The following is a 15,984-nucleotide window of genomic DNA, read 5'->3' as shown; positions in this document are numbered from 1 at the left end:
TGTTAACCATGAAGCAGCTAAAGCTTTTAAATCGAAATTAACCAAGTTTACTAACGTGTTAACCGACGCACGCTCCATTCGTATCAAAGGCAGATCGTTTCTTGCAGTCGTGCTGACGCCCGATCTGCCGTTCGAGGACTGGCTCGTTCGTCTCGACGACCTCGCTGCTCGCTCTGCCGGGTTCTTCCTCGGTAGGCCAGTTGTTCTGGACGTCACCGAGCTCTCGCTGGACCGTGCCGCGCTGAAGGCGATGGTTCAGGCTCTCGGTGAGCGCAATGTCAGGGTGATGGGCATCGAAGGCGCGCGGCCGTCGCAGCTCGACGCCAGCATGCCGCCGGGTATGGCTGGCGGACGTCCGGCAGCGGATGTGGACGTGCCGACAGCAGAGGTCCAGGCCGAAGGGCAGGCGTCGCGTAAGGCGAAGCCGGCAGAGGTGCAGGAGATTGCTGCACCGATTGTCCGCGCCCCTGTGTCGTCGCTGGTGCTGCATGAGCCGGTGCGTTCCGGCCAGTCGATCATCTTTCCCGAAGGTGATGTGACTGTCATCGGGTCCATCGCATCGGGTGCCGAGGTGATCGCCGGCGGCTCGATCCATATCTACGGCGCGCTTCGTGGACGGGCGCTTGCCGGATCGGTCGGCAACTCGGCGGCGCGCATCTTTTGCCGCAAGCTGGAGGCCGAACTTCTGGCAATCGATGGAATCTACAAGACGGCCGACGACCTGCCGGCCGAGCTGCGCGGTCAGTCCGCGCAATTATGGCTTGAGAACGACGCGATCATGGCGTCGCGACTGATTTAACAGGGTGAATGGTTGAAACAGGAGAGGGATATGGGAAAGGTCATTGTTGTAACCTCGGGTAAAGGTGGCGTTGGCAAGACAACCTCGACTGCAGCGTTGGGGGCAGCGCTGGCGCAGAGGAACGAGAAGGTTGTCGTCGTTGACTTCGACGTCGGTCTTCGCAATCTCGATCTCGTCATGGGGGCAGAACGTCGCGTCGTCTATGACATGATCAATGTCATTCAGGGCGACGCGAAGCTGACCCAGGCGCTGATCCGCGACAAGCGGCTGGAAACGCTGTTCCTTCTGCCGGCATCCCAGACCCGCGACAAGGATTGCCTCACCGAAGAAGGCGTCGAGCGCGTCATCAACGAGCTGAAGAAGCATTTCGACTGGGTCATCTGCGACAGTCCCGCTGGTATCGAGCGCGGCGCAACGCTGGCTATGCGCCATGCCGATATCGCCGTCGTCGTCACCAATCCGGAAGTCTCCTCGGTGCGCGATTCCGATCGTATCATCGGCCTTCTGGACGCCAAGACGGAAAAGGCGGAGAGGGGTGAGCGCATTGAAAAGCACCTGCTTCTCACCCGCTATGATGTCACCCGCGCCGAACGCGGTGACATGCTGAAGGTGGATGACGTGCTCGAGATCCTGTCGATCCCGCTGCTCGGCATCATCCCGGAGAGCATGGATGTGCTGCGCGCGTCCAACCTCGGCGCTCCGGTAACGCTTGCGGACCAGAACAGCGCGCCCGCAAAAGCCTATTTTGAGGCGGTCCGTCGCCTGAATGGCGAGGTTCTCCCGGTGACGATACCCGGCGAGAAGCGCGGTCTGTTCGGCAAGATCTTCGGACGGAGGGCAGCATGAGCGTATTCGATTTCTTTCAGAAGAAGAAAACTGCACCGATCGCGCGCGAACGTCTGCAGGTACTTCTGGCGCATGAACGCGCGTCTCCCGGTTCGGATCTCGTATCCGTTCTCAGAGAGGAAATCCTTGCGGTTATCGCCAAACACGTCGAAATCGAAGGGGACCGTCTGCAGATTAGAATCGATCGCGGCGAAAACGTCTCGATCCTCGAAATCGATGTAGAGATTCCCGCCAAGGCCGCTCGGGCAGCCTGATGCTTGAACAGATCATTTGGGAGACAGAAATGTCTCCCAAATAGTGCTCGATCATCATCTTGATGATTATAGGCAACAGATGGCTATAGTCACAGAATGACCGGCGACAGACCGCAATCCGCGCGGAAAGCCTTGAAGGCGCTGAGCGCGCGCAGCGAACGTCCGTCATCGATGGCCGCAAGATCGAGAATGACCGCATTGGCGATCGTCATCGGAACGACGAGCGACTGGGATTCACCCGCTTCACCGCGGGAAACCGAAATTTGGCAATCGGGCACAGGATCGATGCGCGCGCTGAGCAGATCGGTGAGCGCCAGGACTTTGGCGCCTCTTTCGGCTGCAATCTCCCTGATTTGATGGATCAGCGGTGAAGCCTTACGGAAGGCGAGCAGCCAGACGACATCGCCAGGTCCCAACGTTGCCAGTGCTTCGGCGATCAGATGCATTTGGCTTGCTAGATCGACCGACGGATAGCCGGAGCGATTGAGCCTCAGGGCAATCAGCGAGGAGAGAGCGGCGGAGTGGCCGCGTCCGAAGACGAGAACGCGACGGCTATCGCGCAGGATCTCCGAAAATCCTCTGACATTGGCATCGGCGACGGCGTTGCGCACCTGCTGGAGCGCGGCAATCTCGCTGTCGAGTACGGAAGAGAGTACGCCGCCTTCTTCCGCCTGGACGAGGCGAGCGGCCATGCGTGCAGCCGGGCTTTCAAAATCGCCGCCGCCTTCGATGAGGCTTGCCTGCAGGAAGGTCCGGAATTCGGGATAACCCTTGAAACCGAGACGGCGCGCAAGCCGCACGGCCGAGGCGGGATGCACGCCGGCACGGAAGGAGACGGCCTTGCCGTTCTCCATTGCCGCGCGGATCGGATCCTGCATCATCACATCGAGAAGGCGGGTATCAGCCTCGGTGAGCTTTGTCGAGTTGCGGCTGATAAGATCGCCGAGAAGTTGCGGAATTTCGTTCTGTCTTTCCATTGCATCACTTCTTGCGGCGCTGCTTGCGAACTTGACCCGGCCAGCGGCTTCTAGATTCAACGATCTCCGGATGAAAGATCGACGCGGCTCCCGCTCTGGTTATCGAAAAACACAGCCTGGTCAAGGTCGCACATGACCCAGAAATTGTCGGCATGGCGCGGCACGTCCTTGCGTGGGCTGGTGAGCGTGATGCGTCCGGCCGGACTGTCGCAATGCAGAATGATATCAGAACCCGTCATCTCCGACAGCATGAGGCGGACAGGCAGGGCAGGCTCATGCGGTTTTTCGGCTGATATCGCCATGGATTCGGGCCTGAGCCCTGCCGTCAGGCCCAGCCGGCCCTGCCAGCCGGGCAGATGTTCGACAGGCAGGAAATTCATTGAGGGAACGCCGAGGAAGCCTGCGACGAAACGGTTCTGCGGCCGATCGTAAATTGCTTCCGGCGTGTCGAACTGCAGCAGGTCGCCGTCCTTCATGACAGCAATCCGATCGGCGAGCGAAAGCGCCTCAGTCTGATCATGAGTGACGTAAACGATGGTGGCGCCGAGTTGGCGATGCAGTTCCTTGATCTCGGTGCGCATGGCGACCCGCAGCGCATTGTCGAGGTTCGACAGCGGCTCGTCCATCAGGAAGATGGAGCTGTTGCGCGCCATGGCGCGGCCCATCGCTACCCGCTGGCGCTGGCCGCCGGAAAGCGCGCCCGGCTTTCGGTTAAGATAGGGTTCGAGTTGGAGCGTCTTGGCCACGCCTTCGGCCCGAACATTGCGTTCGGCCTTCGGCATGCCGCGCAGTTCCAGGCCGAAGGCGATATTCTCGCGCACCGTCATGTGCGGATAAAGCGCGTAGTTCTGGAAGATCATGGCGATGTCTCGGTCCTGCGGGGCAAGATCATTCGCACGCTGGCCGCCGATCTCGATATCGCCCTCTTTGCAGCGTTCCAGGCCGGCAATCAGGCGCAGCAGGGTGGACTTACCGCAGCCTGACGGGCCGACGATGACGATGAATTCGCCAGATCTGATATCCATGGAGACGCCGTGCAGGACTTCCGGCCCGCCGGGATAGGACTTTCTGATGTCCCGAAGGGTGATGCCACTCATTGCGCGGTCTCCGCTTCGAGGCGATTGCGAATGGCGATGGCAAGACTTGGCCGGTCTGTCGTGAAGACCTTGACGCCGAGCGTCAGCACCTTTTCGATCTGCCGGGTCGAATGGGCCGCCCAGCAGCCGAAATCGAGACCGGCGGCCCTGACCTCGGCCATCAGCGCGGAATCGGCTGTATCCACATGGACGCCGATTTCGGGAATGTCATGCGCCTTCGAGACTTCGATCACCGCGGAGGTCCCGAGTTGACGCAGCACCGGAGGGCTGACGAGCCAGAGCTTCGGCCGGCTCGTGGCGGGGGAAAGAGCATCCAGCGACTCCACCAGAAAGGAGGAGAAGATCGTCCTTTCGAGCATGCCGTGGCGCGCCAGCGTTTCGACGACGCGGGGCACGAAATTCTCATAGGGGCGGCCATCGACGCCAGGCTTGATCTCGCAGCGGAAATCCACGGAACTGTCGGCATAGATGGCGCAGAGCTCGACAAGCGAGATCGGATGTCCGCCGGCGCCATAGTTGATGATGGCCGCGCGAACCTCTGCCTCGCTCATGGCGGCGATTGCGCCGCTGCGATCCGTCGTGCCGTCCAGCGTTGCGTCGTGATGGACCATGATCGCACCATCTGCTGTGGGATGGACGTCGAATTCCACCTCCTCCAACGGCATTTTTGCCGTAGCCGCAAAGCCTTGCGGCGTGCTGTCGCCGAACTCGAGAGTACCGCCGCGGTGCGAAGCGATGCGTGTCATTCTATGCTTGTCCTTCTTCATGATCTACTTGACCGCGCCGAGCGTGATGCCGCGCACGAGATGGCGCTCGACCAGCAGGAAGCCGAGCAGCACGGGCAGCATGCTGAGGGTGCAGGCGGCCATGACGAGTGGCCAGTCGACAAGGCCCTCACCGGGATTGATGCGGTAGAGGCGGGCAAGGCCGATCTGCAGCGTGTAGAGGTCTTCCTTGCCGACGGCGACGAGCGGCCAGATGTAGTTGTTCCATTCGGTGATGAAGATGTAGAGGCCCATCGAAAAGATGGCGGGTCGGGCAATCGGTACGATCACCCGCCAAAGCACCTGCAGCGGCGTTGCCCCATCCATATAGGCCGCCTCGTCCAGCGCCTTGGGAATGCCCTTGATGTACTGACGCAGGAAGAAGGCAGCAAAGCCATTCGATATCGCCGGCAGGATGAGGCCGGAATAAGTATCGAGCAGTCCTGCCTTGGCAAGCGTCAGATAGTTGGGGATCAGACTGATATGGCTCGGGATCATCAACGTGGCGACCGTTGCACCGAAGAGAAGGTTGCCGCCGCGGAACTGGTAGCGGGCAAAGCCGAAGGCGGCCATGGTCGCGACCGTGATCCCGAGCAGCGTCACAAGCCCCGAGACGATGATGCTGTTCATGAGATAACGGGCGAAATTGTACTCGGCGACCGCGCGAACGTAGTTGTCCAGCGTGAACTCATATTGGCCCGTGTAATAGGACTGCGCCGTCTCGAACGACATCCAGATGGAATAGAGCACAGGCGACAGGAAGATCAGCCCCGCAAGAAGCGCGAGACCGGTGACGATCGGGTTCTCAAGCTTCATAATGGACCCTCCGGCCGATGACGAAGGATTTGATCAGCGCCAGCACAATCAGGAAGATGAAGAGCAGGACGGCAAGCGCCGAACCCCTGCCGATGTCGAAGAGGGTGAAACCCACGCGATAGAGCAGGTTGACGAGCATGTCGGTAGCACCCGCAGGGCCGCCATGGGTCATGATGTTGACGATGGTGAAGACCTGGAAGGCCTCGATGACGGAAATCACTAGCAGGAAATAGGTGGTCGGCATCACGAGCGGCACGGTGACTCGCCGGAACACATGGAAACGCCGACCGCCGTCCACTGCGGCAGCATCATAGAGTTCCTGCGGCACAGCCTGCAGGCCGGCAATATAGATGACGATATCGTAGCCGAGTTGTTTCCACGTATTGACTGTTATCAGTACCCAGAGGGCGAGTTGCGGATCCTGCAGCCATTGCACCTTGCCGAGACCGAGCGAGGTCAGTGCGGCATTGACCATGCCGTAATCGGTGGCAAAGACCCAGGAGAAGACGACGGCGATCGAGACGGTTGACGTGACCGACGGAAGGAAGAGCGCGCCGCGCAAGAGGCGTGAGGGCAACGTCTCGCGGACGAGATAACTTGCGACCGCCAGCGCCAAGGCCAGTCGGATCGGCACGGAAATCAGCGCGAAGATCGCTGTGACCTGAAGCGAATTCCAGAAGTCGCGCGAATTCAGCAACAGGCGATAATTCTCGAAGCCGACGAAGGGCATGGTCGGCGACAGGAAGTCCCAGTGTCGGAAGCTGAGGTTCACACTGGTGATGACGGGGATATAGGTGAAGACCATGATGAAGAGGATCAGCGGTGCGACGAGGAGATAGGGTGTGAGTTTGCGCAGCATGGGACCGAGACAGTTGAGACGACGGGCCTCACGGTCCGTCGTCTTGCCGAAGAGAGGGGCTTAGTTGCTGGAACGCTTGGCTTCTTCGCGGGTCTGCGCGGCGAAGTCCTTCATCGTGTCAGTGACATCGCGCTGGCCGAGCGCCATGGCTTCCCACATCTTGTACTCGGTCGTGCGCATCCAGGTGACGACGGGCGGACGAGCGCGGCCATGGGCGAATTCGAGCTGCTTGATGGCAACATCGATGCCCTGCTTCTTGGCAAGCGCTTCGGCGGCAACTGGCTGTGCCGCGCTCTTCTTGTTGATCGGCAGATAACCGGTCGCAGCAAACCAGATCGCATTGGCTTCCGGCGAGGCGGCATAGCTGATGAACTTGTAAGCGGCGTCCTGAACGTCCTTTTGCGAAGTCGCGAGAATGCCGATACCGGCGCCGCCGATCGGAACCGAGCAGACCTTGTTGCAGGGCATTGGACGCACTTCGAGCTTGTCGCCGAGCGCCTTCTTGGCGCCGCCGTAATCGCCCGTGGAATTCAGAGAGATACCGACCTTGCCGGCGAAGAAAGCATCACGACCGACATCTTCATCGGTGACGCCATCCGGAGAGGCAACCTTCTGGTCATGAACCGGCGACGCCATCCACTGATAGGCTTCGATCGTGTTCGGCGAGTCGAGCAGGATATCGTTGGTCTTGGAATCGATGAGCTCGCTGTCATTGGACATGACGAGCCCCCAGCGGGCGAACTGGCCGGGGGCCGCGATGCCGGTGATGCCTTCCGAGCCGAGCTTCTCCGTGATTGTCTTCGAAACGGCAAGAATATCTGCGAAAGTCTTCAGCGGCGGTTCGGTCGTGAAGCCGGCGCGCGCCAGGATATCCTTGTTGTAGTAGAGGACCGGCGTGGAGGAGTTGAACGGCACGATGTAGTTCTTGCCGTTGTAGACGCCAACCTCACGCGCATAGTCGTAAAGGTCGTCCTTCAACGGGTCGGCATTGAAATAGGGCGTAAGGTCGATCAGGGCGCCGCGGTCGGCGAAGAGACCGTAGCGGGTGACTTCCATGATGACGGCATCAGGCGCACGTTTAGCGGGAATGGCGGCCTGCAGTTTGGCGACGATATCATTATAATCGCCGACGAACTCGCTCTCGATATGAATACCTGGATTGGCGGCTTCGAAATTGGCGATGATCTTGTTGAGCGCCTCGCCGGAGGATTTGCTGAAGCTGTGCCAGAACTTCACCGTCGTATCGGCATGTGCCGAACCGACCATGGACATCAGGGCAACAACGCCGACTGCGACCGTATTCTGCAATTTGTTTGACATAATTTTCTCCTCTGCAAAAAATATTGCATTCCGTTTTGGCGAGGAGTAGCCCGCGGACGAAACAGTTTCTTGAAGCCTGCATGAATTTTTTGTGACTGAGGCCCCCTTAAGCACTTAAGGTTGTTGAGTTATTTCAATTCGACCGTGCGCTGTAGAAAAAAACATTAAATTTTAAGCTTTTTGTTTTCGGCCTCCTTAACATTCCTTTGGGACCCTGTTGGCATTCCTCCAACAACAAAAGGCGGCGGAGAAATGGTCACCATCATTCAGCCGGAAGACTGGAACAGCTCTCTTACAGGCTATTATTCCATCGAAGTGGACGACCAACCCTTCGAGTATCAGGGTGGAGGCAAGGATTATTCCTTGTCGGTGCCGCGGAGCGGCGCCATCCGCTTCGAGCTGCACGACGGAGACCAAGCCCCATGGGATGCGGCCAACAATCACGACTCCGAGCGCATCGAGATCGCCGACAGGCAACCGATCACCTACGGGACGCCGCTACAGGTTTCCTATGACTTCATGCTCGAACCCGGCCAGCCCAATACGGCCTATTTCATGGTGCTCGGCCAGCTTCATCAGAATGTGCACGAGGGTGCGCTTGTCGTCCCTCCTCCCTTCTCCATCACGCTAACGGGCGAGAAGATGGGCATCAGCATCGGCTTCAGCGATGCTAACGGCAACCCGGTTCAACAGGTGATCTTTACCGACGCTTACGATATCCAGCGTGGGCACAACTATGACATGGATATCAAGGCCACGTTCGATCCTGACGGAAACGGCCGGCTTGTCGTAACACGCGACGGAGTGACGATTGTCGACTATATGGGGCCGCTTGGTTACATTCAGGACCAGGGGGTCTACTGGGCCGAAGGCATCTATCGCCATTCCAACGCGACGGAATCCGTTGCAGCAGTCTACGGCGATCTGGATATCGAGACTGGCTCCACAGTTAACTTTCCCGATCCGGACGCCTATATCGGAGCCCCTTCCGTCCTAGTGAGCAATGCCGCGCACGATCCATCGGGAGTTAATTCGGCAACGATCAGCGGCACCGCCAAGCTCGGTACGACAGTCGTGATCTACGAAAACGGCACGGTGATCGCCACCGCCGAAACAGATGCCATGGGGCGGTATACGACCGACATCGTCTTTGCGACGACGGGCGAGCATAGTCTGAGCGCGGTCGCGGTCGATTCGTCGGGTCGCTACGGTATTACCGCCGCCCCGGCGGGCATCGAGATCGGCACGGCTGCAGAAATCGTCGGACGCATGGACAGCATCATGAAGGATGCGAGTGTCCAATCGATCATCCTCACCGACACGCATATGCTGACGGTTCCCTCCGATTATGTGATGCGCCTCTATATAAATTCAGGCGTCCTGAACAAGATCGCAGGCGACGATGTTACCTTCAAGACCAGCACGGCGGTATCAGGCGGCAGCTATGACCGGCAGGTCTATATCTACAACGAGCAAGGCAAGGTCATTGAATCCGAGCGATATCTCGGAAGCAAGTTAGTATTCGATCAGAAAATCGGCGCCGATGGCGTCACCACGACCCAGACCTGGAAGACAGACGGTTCGTCGGATATCAATATCACCAAGAACGGCGTCCTGATCGAGTACGAGCAATATGATTCCCTGAACCGACTGAAGTTCGAGCAGACCTTCAACGACGACGGTTCCCGCAAGACTGTCACCTATTTCGATCCGGCCTCCGGGGCAAAAACGATCGAAACGATCTATAACGCAGACAAGAGTTATACCCGCACCACCTACGGCATCACCGGCAAAGACTATGTCGAAGAAGCCTATACGTACGACCCGGCAGGCAAACTGATTCTTCAGGAGCGTTTCGCGCCTGGGCACATAAAGATCCTGTCCGCCAGTTGGGAACCGGACGGGACGACTGAAACACACCGTTATAACACCGCCGGTCAGGAAACGAGTTTTTCGATCGTGCACCCGGACAAGTCGCATGTCGAAGGCACGTTCGGTATCACCGGTCAGTCCTATTCAGGCCAGATCGTCACCTATGACGCCAGTAACGCGATGATCTCGAAGGATCTGCTTGACCAGAACGGCAGGCTTATCAGCACCGAGACATTCGGAATAAACCCGACGCTGAAAGTATTTGCCTATGCCAACAGCACCGGTCCGGCCACGGGTTATACGCTCTATGCTGCCGACCATTCCTATGACGTAGCCACCTATGTTGCCGGCACGACGACTGTGGCCAGGATCAGCCATTACGATGCCACCGGCAACCTCATCGGAACCGATATCCTCGTGCCGGATCCCTCCCTTGGCACCTACGACCCCGTAACCAACACCTATTATCAGGAGATTCGAAACAGCGACGGATCGACAGAAACGCATCGCTACGATGCCGACACTGGCAAGGAACTCAGCTATTCGATCCGCAATGCGGACGGCAGCCGCGTGATAGCCAATTTAGCGGTCACCGGCAAGGATTATGCCGAGCAGATCATCAGCTACGATTCCAACGGTAAGGTCACCGATCTCGTGCGCAAGTATGGCGACCCGGCTCATACGATCGCCCATACCGAACATTTCGACAGTACCGGCGCGGGCGAGATCCGCAATTTTGACACGGCGGGTCAGCTTACAACTGCGCTTTTCTACGCGGCAGGTCAGAAGCTGATCAAAACGGAAACTTATGCGCCCGATGAGCATCTCAAGGAGTTCTCGGTCTATAATGCTGATGGCTCGAAGGAGACACATCGGTTTGATCCTGCCACCGGAAACGAAACCGGCTACAGCATCCGCTATGCCGATGGTGGACGTGTCGAGGCAAGTCTTGCGATTACCGGCAGGGACTACGCGCAACAAATTCAGACATACGATGCTGCCGGCAAGCTCATCGACAGCGTCCGTAAGTACGGAGACGCTGCGCACACCATTTCCCAGTCATACCATCTGAACGCAGATGGATCGCAGGAGAGCAGCAACTTCGACATCAATGGGCGACAGACGGTCTCGGACACGACGCATTCCGACCATTCCCGCGACTACATCCTGTTCGTCTATGCCGGGGACGGAGCGTCACCAAGCACGATCGAGCAGTCGCACTATGGTATCGACGGCAAGAAACAATGGACCGACAAGACGAATGTCGACGGCGCCCATACGCAGACGGCCTTTGCCGAAGGTGTGATCCTGACATCGCATGAGGGCGTGAAAGACACACTGATCGGATCGAGCATTGCCAACGACACGTTCATGTTCCACAATCAGGCGGGCCAGGATACGATCTCCGGCTTTCAGCCGCATGGCGGGACCATTCATGACCGAATTGCCTTCGACAGTTCGCTGGTGGACGATTACGCCAGCCTATATACGTTGATGAGCTCTACCTCCACAGGAACACTCATCACCTTCGATGATCATAACAGCGTGTTGATCTCCAAGGTCGCGATGGCGAACTTGTCTTCTGACGACTTCCTCTTCGTATAGGGAGAGATATCTCGTCGTCGTTGGCATGGAAAAACTCATTAGGAGATTCGGCGAAGCGTTCAACCATTCCTACGCTACGCCGAACTCCTGTACAGATTGAGATCTCGTGACCTGTCTTTCTGCCGGACGAATCCCGTCCTGTGCCGTAGAACGGGATTGTAGTTGCTGAATGAGGCCGAGACAGTGGCTTCATTTTGTTCGCAAGGTTGAGGCGGCAGCGCCACATAATGCAGCTAACGGAACCACCTTCGAAGGTGGTTCGCTATTCCTATTCTGCAGTAGGCACGCCGGATGGGAATCATCAATTCCGCAGCCCCTGCTCAGCAGGAACTCGTTCCTACCTTCTCTCGGGCTTTCTGCCGATGGCAAAATAACCGAACCCATGCTTGGCGACTTCGCTTGCCGGATAGATGTTCCGGAGATCGACAATGACCGGGTCCTTCATAACGGTTTTGAGGCGCTTGAGGTCGAGCGCGCGGAATTCCTCCCACTCGGTGACAATGACAATTGCGTCTGCATCGACGGCAATCTCATAGGGATCTTTGCCGTAAGTGATCGGGCCGAGTATGTCTTTTGCGGCCTCCATGCCTTCGGGATCGTAGGCGTGGACCGTTGCACCACCATCAAGCAGGGCTTGAACAATGGTGATCGACGGCGCGTCGCGCATGTCATCTGTGTTCGGCTTGAAAGTGAGGCCGAGAACGGCAATCTTTTTGCCGCGCACGTCACCATCGCAGGCGGCGATAACCTTGCGGCCCATGGCGCGCTTGCGATTGTCATTGATCGCGACTGTCGTCTCGATGAGACGGACAGGGCTGTCAAAGTCTTGCGCGGTCTTGACGAGGGCGAGCGTATCCTTGGGGAAGCACGAGCCACCGTAGCCCGGGCCAGCATGCAGGAATTTGTCGCCGATACGCTTGTCCATACCGATGCCTTTAGCGACCTTCTGGACGTCGGCACCGATCTTTTCGGAGAGATCCGCGATCTCGTTGATGAAGGTGATCTTCATCGCAAGGAATGCGTTTGCGGCGTATTTGATGAGTTCGGAGGTGCGGCGTTCGCAGAAGTAGAGCGGCGCTTCATTGAGATAGAGCGGGCGGTATACCTCGCGCATGACCTCGATCGCACGGGCATCCTCGGTGCCGATCACAATACGGTCAGGACGTTTGAAGTCAGTGATAGCCGCACCTTCCCGCAGGAATTCGGGATTGGAGACGACAGCAATATCCTTTTCCGGAAACTCTTCGCGGAAGATCCGTTCGATCTCGTCCCCCGTACCCACGGGCACGGTCGATTTGGTAACGACGACGGTGAAGCCCTTAACAGCGGCAGCGATTTCGCGCGCCGCAGCATAGACATAAGTCAGATCCGCGTGGCCGTCGCCGCGGCGCGAAGGCGTGCCGACAGCGATGAAGACGACGTCCGCTTCACCGACGGAAGGGGCGAGATTTTTAGAGAAATCCAGGCGCCCAGCTTCACGGTTCTGCTGAATGATAGCATCGAGCCCAGGTTCAAAAATCGGCACTTCGCCGGCTTCTAGCGCTGTTATTTTTGCTTCGGACTTGTCGACGCAAGTCACGTGGTGACCAAAGTCGGCAAAGCAGGCGCCAGAAACGAGGCCGACATAGCCGGAACCAATCATAACGATACGCATGAAGCTATCTCCAAGTTAATAACGCCACTTGGGCTATATGCTGCAACGCAACAAATCAAGCCTAAATGGCGTTTTAAGGAAATGTTAAGAGCGGCCGAACTCGTCGACAATGCGGATGATGTCGTCTTCGCCGAGGTAGGAGCCGGTCTGAACTTCGATGAGTTCCAGGAGGATCTTGCCAGGATTTGCGAGACGGTGGACTTCGCCGAGCGGGATGTAGACCGATTCGTTTTCACGCAGCATCTGCACGTTGTCGCCGATCGTGACCTCCGCCGTTCCCTTCACCACAACCCAGTGCTCCGAGCGGTGATGGTGCTTCTGTAGCGACAGCTTCTTGCCGGGTGTCACGAAGATACGCTTCACCTGGAAACGATCGCCGTTGAAGATCGAGGTGTAGCCGCCCCACGGGCGATAGGAGGTGGGATGCGTCTCTGTCAGCTTCGACGTCTTCTTCTGGCCGGCAAGCAGCTTGACGAGGCTGCCGACTTGCTGGCTTTCCTTCAGCGGGCCGACATAGACAGCGTCCTCGCTGGCAATGACTGCGACATCGTCCATGCCCTGGACGGCGAGATGCACGCCATGGGTCATGACGAGCGAGTTGCGGGTGTTGACAACAGTCGTGTTGGCAGCGGCAATGTTCCCGTTTTCGTCCTGAACGCCGGTCTTCCATATGGCATCCCAACTGCCCAGATCCGACCATTTGAAGGCAGACGGCACGACCACCGCTTTGGACGTCTTTTCCATGATTGCGTAATCGATGGAGATGTCAGGACTTTTTGCGAATTGTTCTGCGTCGAGACGTGTAAAGTCCAGATCACGTGTCGCTCCGGAAACAGCCTTGCTGGCTGCCTTCAGAACATCTGGTGCATAGTCCTGCATTTCGGAAAGCAGCTCAGTGACTGGGAACATGAAGATGCCGGAGTTCCAGTAGAAACCACCGGCGGCCAACATTTCCTCGGCTTTTTCGCGAACCGGTTTTTCAACAAAGCGCTTGACCTCGTGCGTGCCGGCCGAAAGTTGTTTGCCGGCCTCTATATAACCATAACCGGTCGCCGGTTCGGTCGGCGTGATGCCGAAGGTAACAAGCTTGCCCTTGGCTGCTGCATCCCGTGCCGCGCGGATGGCGTCGAAATAGGTTTCATCAGCAAGAATCTCGTGATCAGATGCCAGCATCTGGATAATGGCGTCTTTGCCGAAATGCTCGGAGGCCAGAGTTGCTGCTGCTGCCACTGCCGCAGCAGTGTTGCGGGCAACAGGTTCCAGCAAGACGGCGGCAAGCTTAATATCGAGTTCGCGGGCCTGTTCTGCAACGAGGAAGCGAAAATCCTCATTCGTTACGACGATGGGGGCCTCGTAAAGGACCGGATCGGCAACGCGGACCAAAGTCTCCTGAAACAGCGTCTTGTCCCCGACGAATTGGATGAATTGCTTCGGTGCGGTTGCACGCGAGAGCGGCCAAAGGCGTGTACCCTTGCCACCAGCCATGATCACGGGGACGATTTTCTGTGTCATAGGATGTTCTTCCTCGAAATGTATGGCCAAGTTTGTCGCATGCTTACCGGGCTTCTGCCCAGCGCTTAATTCGGGTTAGTCCGGCGTTCAATAGGTCTGAGGCGGCTGTCTCGCCCTCAGCTTCTACGTAACACCGCATTTCCGGTGCGTTGCCGGACGGACGGAAATGAATGATGCGGCCATCACGCAGCGTCACGCGCAAGCCGTCAATATCGCTTTTTGAACCGACTTCCCCGATGGGTTGCAGGAACTCCGCAAGATTGGCATCGGATGCGCGCAGGTAGTTCATCAAGGCTGCGCTGGTTTCGACCGGAAAATTCTCAAGGCGGTCGGCCGCGGCGAAGGGCAGTTTATAGGAGGTTGCAATGGCCGAAAGCGGCTCCCTGCGGATCGCAGCAAGCGAAAGCGTCGCCAGCATCGGCAGGAAACAATCACGTGTCGGCAATGCCCGCACATTACGGCCGTTAATATCGAAAGGTGTTGCCGTCAGCATCCCACCATTCGCCTCGAAGCCCATGACGAGATCCTTGCCGGCGGCAACCGCTTCTTCCATGCCGGCAATCACGAAAGGGGAGCCGACGCGGGTGCGGATGACGGTGAAAGGCCCGGCCGCCTCAATGCCGGAATTGGAGGTGACTGGCGTGACGACGGTTCCGGCGCCCAGGAAGTTCGCCGCGATCAGCCCGAGAAGATCGCCGCGCAGCGGCATTCCGGTCTCGTCGGCAACCAGTGGACGATCGCCGTCGCCATCGGTGGAAACAATCGCATCAAGGCCGTGCGTTAAAGCCCAGCCCTTCAGGAGGGCGATCGTCTCTTCTGAAACGGCTTCGGTATCGACGGGAATGAAGGTTTCGGACCGACCAAGGGCGACGACCTCGGCACCGTAATAGGCGAGGATATCGACCATCAGGTCGCGGGCGACGGTGCTGTGCTGATAGACGCCGATCTTCATGCCGGCGAGCGCGGCTTCAGGCAAGAGGGCCGTATTGCGCTCGAAGAAGAACTGCAGGCACGGCGCAGAGTGATCCTCGCAGGTGGCGGGCGCGCTGACGACAGCTTCGCCGGAGGCTTCGATCTCGGCTGCAAACCGGGTAATGGCGGCTTCGTCTGCTTTGTCGATCTCACCGTCAGGACGATAGAACTTGATGCCGTTGCGGTCCGCTGGAATATGCGAACCCGTTATCATCAGGCACGCGGCCTTTCTCTCGAGGCCATAAAGTGCAAGTGCCGGCGTCGGAACGGTACCGCAGTCGAGAATTTTGAATCCGAGGCTTGCCAGTGCGCCGGCGCAATTGCCCGCGATCTCCGGGCTAGAGTCGCGGTAGTCACGCCCGATCAGGATGACATCGCCCTGTTCTGCTTTCTTGCTCTGCAGCAAATATTTGCCGAAAGCCGTGGCATAGAGCGCCGATGAGCGTCCTTTGAGATCCGCTGACAGACCGCGAAGGCCGCTTGTCCCAAACTTCATGCGAAACACCCTCGCGCTGTGAACAACCGTTTCTACTGTGCTGATTTGCTTGGGTAAACAGCAAAATTAGGACATAGTTAAACCGGCCGGCGGCATAAGCGAAGTATTGCCATCATTTACGCGTCGTTACCAGAGCTTTTG

Annotated in this window: 13 protein-coding genes; 4 read left to right on the top strand and 9 right to left on the bottom strand. The window is 58.0% G+C overall.

The window, feature by feature from the left end; all coding sequences use genetic code 11:
• Positions 1-55 precede the first annotated feature (55 nt).
• The 3 genes from minC to minE are packed head-to-tail and all read left to right on the top strand — an operon-like array spanning position 56 to position 1,899.
• Positions 56-799 carry a septum site-determining protein MinC gene (minC, locus tag FHT82_RS00855; RefSeq protein ID WP_183725410.1) on the top strand — a complete coding sequence of 248 codons (744 nt, stop codon included), beginning with the start codon at positions 56-58 and terminating at the stop codon, positions 797-799.
• A 30-nt stretch (positions 800-829) separates the two neighbouring features.
• A complete protein-coding gene (gene minD / locus FHT82_RS00850) occupies positions 830-1,645 on the top strand; it encodes a septum site-determining protein MinD (RefSeq protein ID WP_183725408.1) in 816 nt (271 codons plus the stop codon).
• On the top strand, positions 1,642-1,899 hold the full coding sequence (gene minE / locus FHT82_RS00845) for a cell division topological specificity factor MinE (RefSeq protein WP_183725406.1): 258 nt from the start codon (positions 1,642-1,644) through the stop codon (positions 1,897-1,899). Before minD ends, minE begins: the two co-directional genes overlap by 4 nt.
• A gap of 89 nt (positions 1,900-1,988) precedes the next feature.
• On the opposite strand, the gene FHT82_RS00840 is transcribed toward minE, so the two are convergent.
• From FHT82_RS00840 to FHT82_RS00815, 6 genes are read right to left on the bottom strand one after another with little or no spacing between them, the layout of a single operon-like run.
• Complete coding sequence (locus FHT82_RS00840) at positions 1,989-2,876, bottom strand: MurR/RpiR family transcriptional regulator (protein ID WP_183725404.1); 888 nt, start codon at positions 2,874-2,876, stop codon at positions 1,989-1,991.
• A 56-nt stretch (positions 2,877-2,932) separates the two neighbouring features.
• Positions 2,933-3,973 (bottom strand): ATP-binding cassette domain-containing protein, encoded by a 1,041-nt coding sequence (locus FHT82_RS00835; protein ID WP_183725402.1) that lies wholly within the window; start codon positions 3,971-3,973, stop codon positions 2,933-2,935.
• Complete coding sequence (locus FHT82_RS00830) at positions 3,970-4,719, bottom strand: glycerophosphodiester phosphodiesterase family protein (protein WP_183725399.1); 750 nt, start codon at positions 4,717-4,719, stop codon at positions 3,970-3,972. Before FHT82_RS00830 ends, FHT82_RS00835 begins: the two co-directional genes overlap by 4 nt.
• Positions 4,720-4,743: 24 nt before the next feature.
• Positions 4,744-5,553, bottom strand: coding sequence for a carbohydrate ABC transporter permease (locus tag FHT82_RS00825; RefSeq protein WP_183725398.1), 810 nt, complete (start codon positions 5,551-5,553; stop codon positions 4,744-4,746).
• Positions 5,543-6,412 carry a sugar ABC transporter permease gene (locus FHT82_RS00820; RefSeq protein ID WP_183725396.1) on the bottom strand — a complete coding sequence of 290 codons (870 nt, stop codon included), beginning with the start codon at positions 6,410-6,412 and terminating at the stop codon, positions 5,543-5,545. The genes FHT82_RS00825 and FHT82_RS00820 overlap by 11 nt, the downstream gene beginning before the upstream one ends.
• A gap of 60 nt (positions 6,413-6,472) precedes the next feature.
• On the bottom strand, positions 6,473-7,732 hold the full coding sequence (locus tag FHT82_RS00815; RefSeq protein ID WP_183725394.1) for an ABC transporter substrate-binding protein: 1,260 nt from the start codon (positions 7,730-7,732) through the stop codon (positions 6,473-6,475).
• Between the two features lie 252 nt (positions 7,733-7,984).
• Here FHT82_RS00815 and FHT82_RS00810 point away from each other — a divergent pair, with 252 nt between their 5' ends.
• A complete protein-coding gene (locus tag FHT82_RS00810) occupies positions 7,985-11,209 on the top strand; it encodes a heparin lyase I family protein (protein ID WP_183725392.1) in 3,225 nt (1,074 codons plus the stop codon).
• A gap of 337 nt (positions 11,210-11,546) precedes the next feature.
• Here the strand turns inward: FHT82_RS00810 and FHT82_RS00805 are convergent, their stop codons facing one another.
• The 3 genes from FHT82_RS00805 to FHT82_RS00795 form a co-directional block, all read right to left on the bottom strand.
• Complete coding sequence (locus tag FHT82_RS00805) at positions 11,547-12,863, bottom strand: UDP-glucose/GDP-mannose dehydrogenase family protein (protein ID WP_183725383.1); 1,317 nt, start codon at positions 12,861-12,863, stop codon at positions 11,547-11,549.
• Positions 12,864-12,947: 84 nt separating this feature from the next.
• The gene (locus tag FHT82_RS00800; protein WP_183725381.1) at positions 12,948-14,375 is read right to left on the bottom strand and encodes a mannose-1-phosphate guanylyltransferase/mannose-6-phosphate isomerase; all 1,428 of its coding nucleotides are present in this window, start codon (positions 14,373-14,375) and stop codon (positions 12,948-12,950) included.
• Positions 14,376-14,418: 43 nt separating this feature from the next.
• Positions 14,419-15,843, bottom strand: coding sequence for a phosphomannomutase (locus tag FHT82_RS00795; RefSeq protein WP_183725379.1), 1,425 nt, complete (start codon positions 15,841-15,843; stop codon positions 14,419-14,421).
• Positions 15,844-15,984 lie beyond the last annotated feature (141 nt).

The organism is Rhizobium sp. BK275 (assembly GCF_014193555.1).
Taxonomy (GTDB): Bacteria; Pseudomonadota; Alphaproteobacteria; order Rhizobiales; family Rhizobiaceae; genus Rhizobium.
This window is presented reverse-complemented; position numbering and strand designations above follow the sequence as displayed.

Excerpts from the sequence above, each read along its gene's own strand:
- minD (WP_183725408.1), top strand. The coding sequence starts at position 830 with ATGGGAAAGGTCATTGTTGTAACCTCGGGTAAAGGTGGCGTTGGCAAG.
- minE (WP_183725406.1), top strand. The coding sequence starts at position 1,642 with ATGAGCGTATTCGATTTCTTTCAGAAGAAGAAAACTGCACCGATCGCG.
- FHT82_RS00840 (WP_183725404.1), bottom strand. The coding sequence starts at position 2,876 with ATGGAAAGACAGAACGAAATTCCGCAACTTCTCGGCGATCTTATCAGC.
- FHT82_RS00835 (WP_183725402.1), bottom strand. The coding sequence starts at position 3,973 with ATGAGTGGCATCACCCTTCGGGACATCAGAAAGTCCTATCCCGGCGGG.
- FHT82_RS00830 (WP_183725399.1), bottom strand. The coding sequence starts at position 4,719 with ATGACACGCATCGCTTCGCACCGCGGCGGTACTCTCGAGTTCGGCGAC.
- FHT82_RS00825 (WP_183725398.1), bottom strand. The coding sequence starts at position 5,553 with ATGAAGCTTGAGAACCCGATCGTCACCGGTCTCGCGCTTCTTGCGGGG.
- FHT82_RS00820 (WP_183725396.1), bottom strand. The coding sequence starts at position 6,412 with ATGCTGCGCAAACTCACACCCTATCTCCTCGTCGCACCGCTGATCCTC.
- FHT82_RS00815 (WP_183725394.1), bottom strand. The coding sequence starts at position 7,732 with ATGTCAAACAAATTGCAGAATACGGTCGCAGTCGGCGTTGTTGCCCTG.
- FHT82_RS00810 (WP_183725392.1), top strand. The coding sequence starts at position 7,985 with ATGGTCACCATCATTCAGCCGGAAGACTGGAACAGCTCTCTTACAGGC.
- FHT82_RS00805 (WP_183725383.1), bottom strand. The coding sequence starts at position 12,863 with ATGCGTATCGTTATGATTGGTTCCGGCTATGTCGGCCTCGTTTCTGGC.
- FHT82_RS00800 (WP_183725381.1), bottom strand. The coding sequence starts at position 14,375 with ATGACACAGAAAATCGTCCCCGTGATCATGGCTGGTGGCAAGGGTACA.
- FHT82_RS00795 (WP_183725379.1), bottom strand. The coding sequence starts at position 15,843 with ATGAAGTTTGGGACAAGCGGCCTTCGCGGTCTGTCAGCGGATCTCAAA.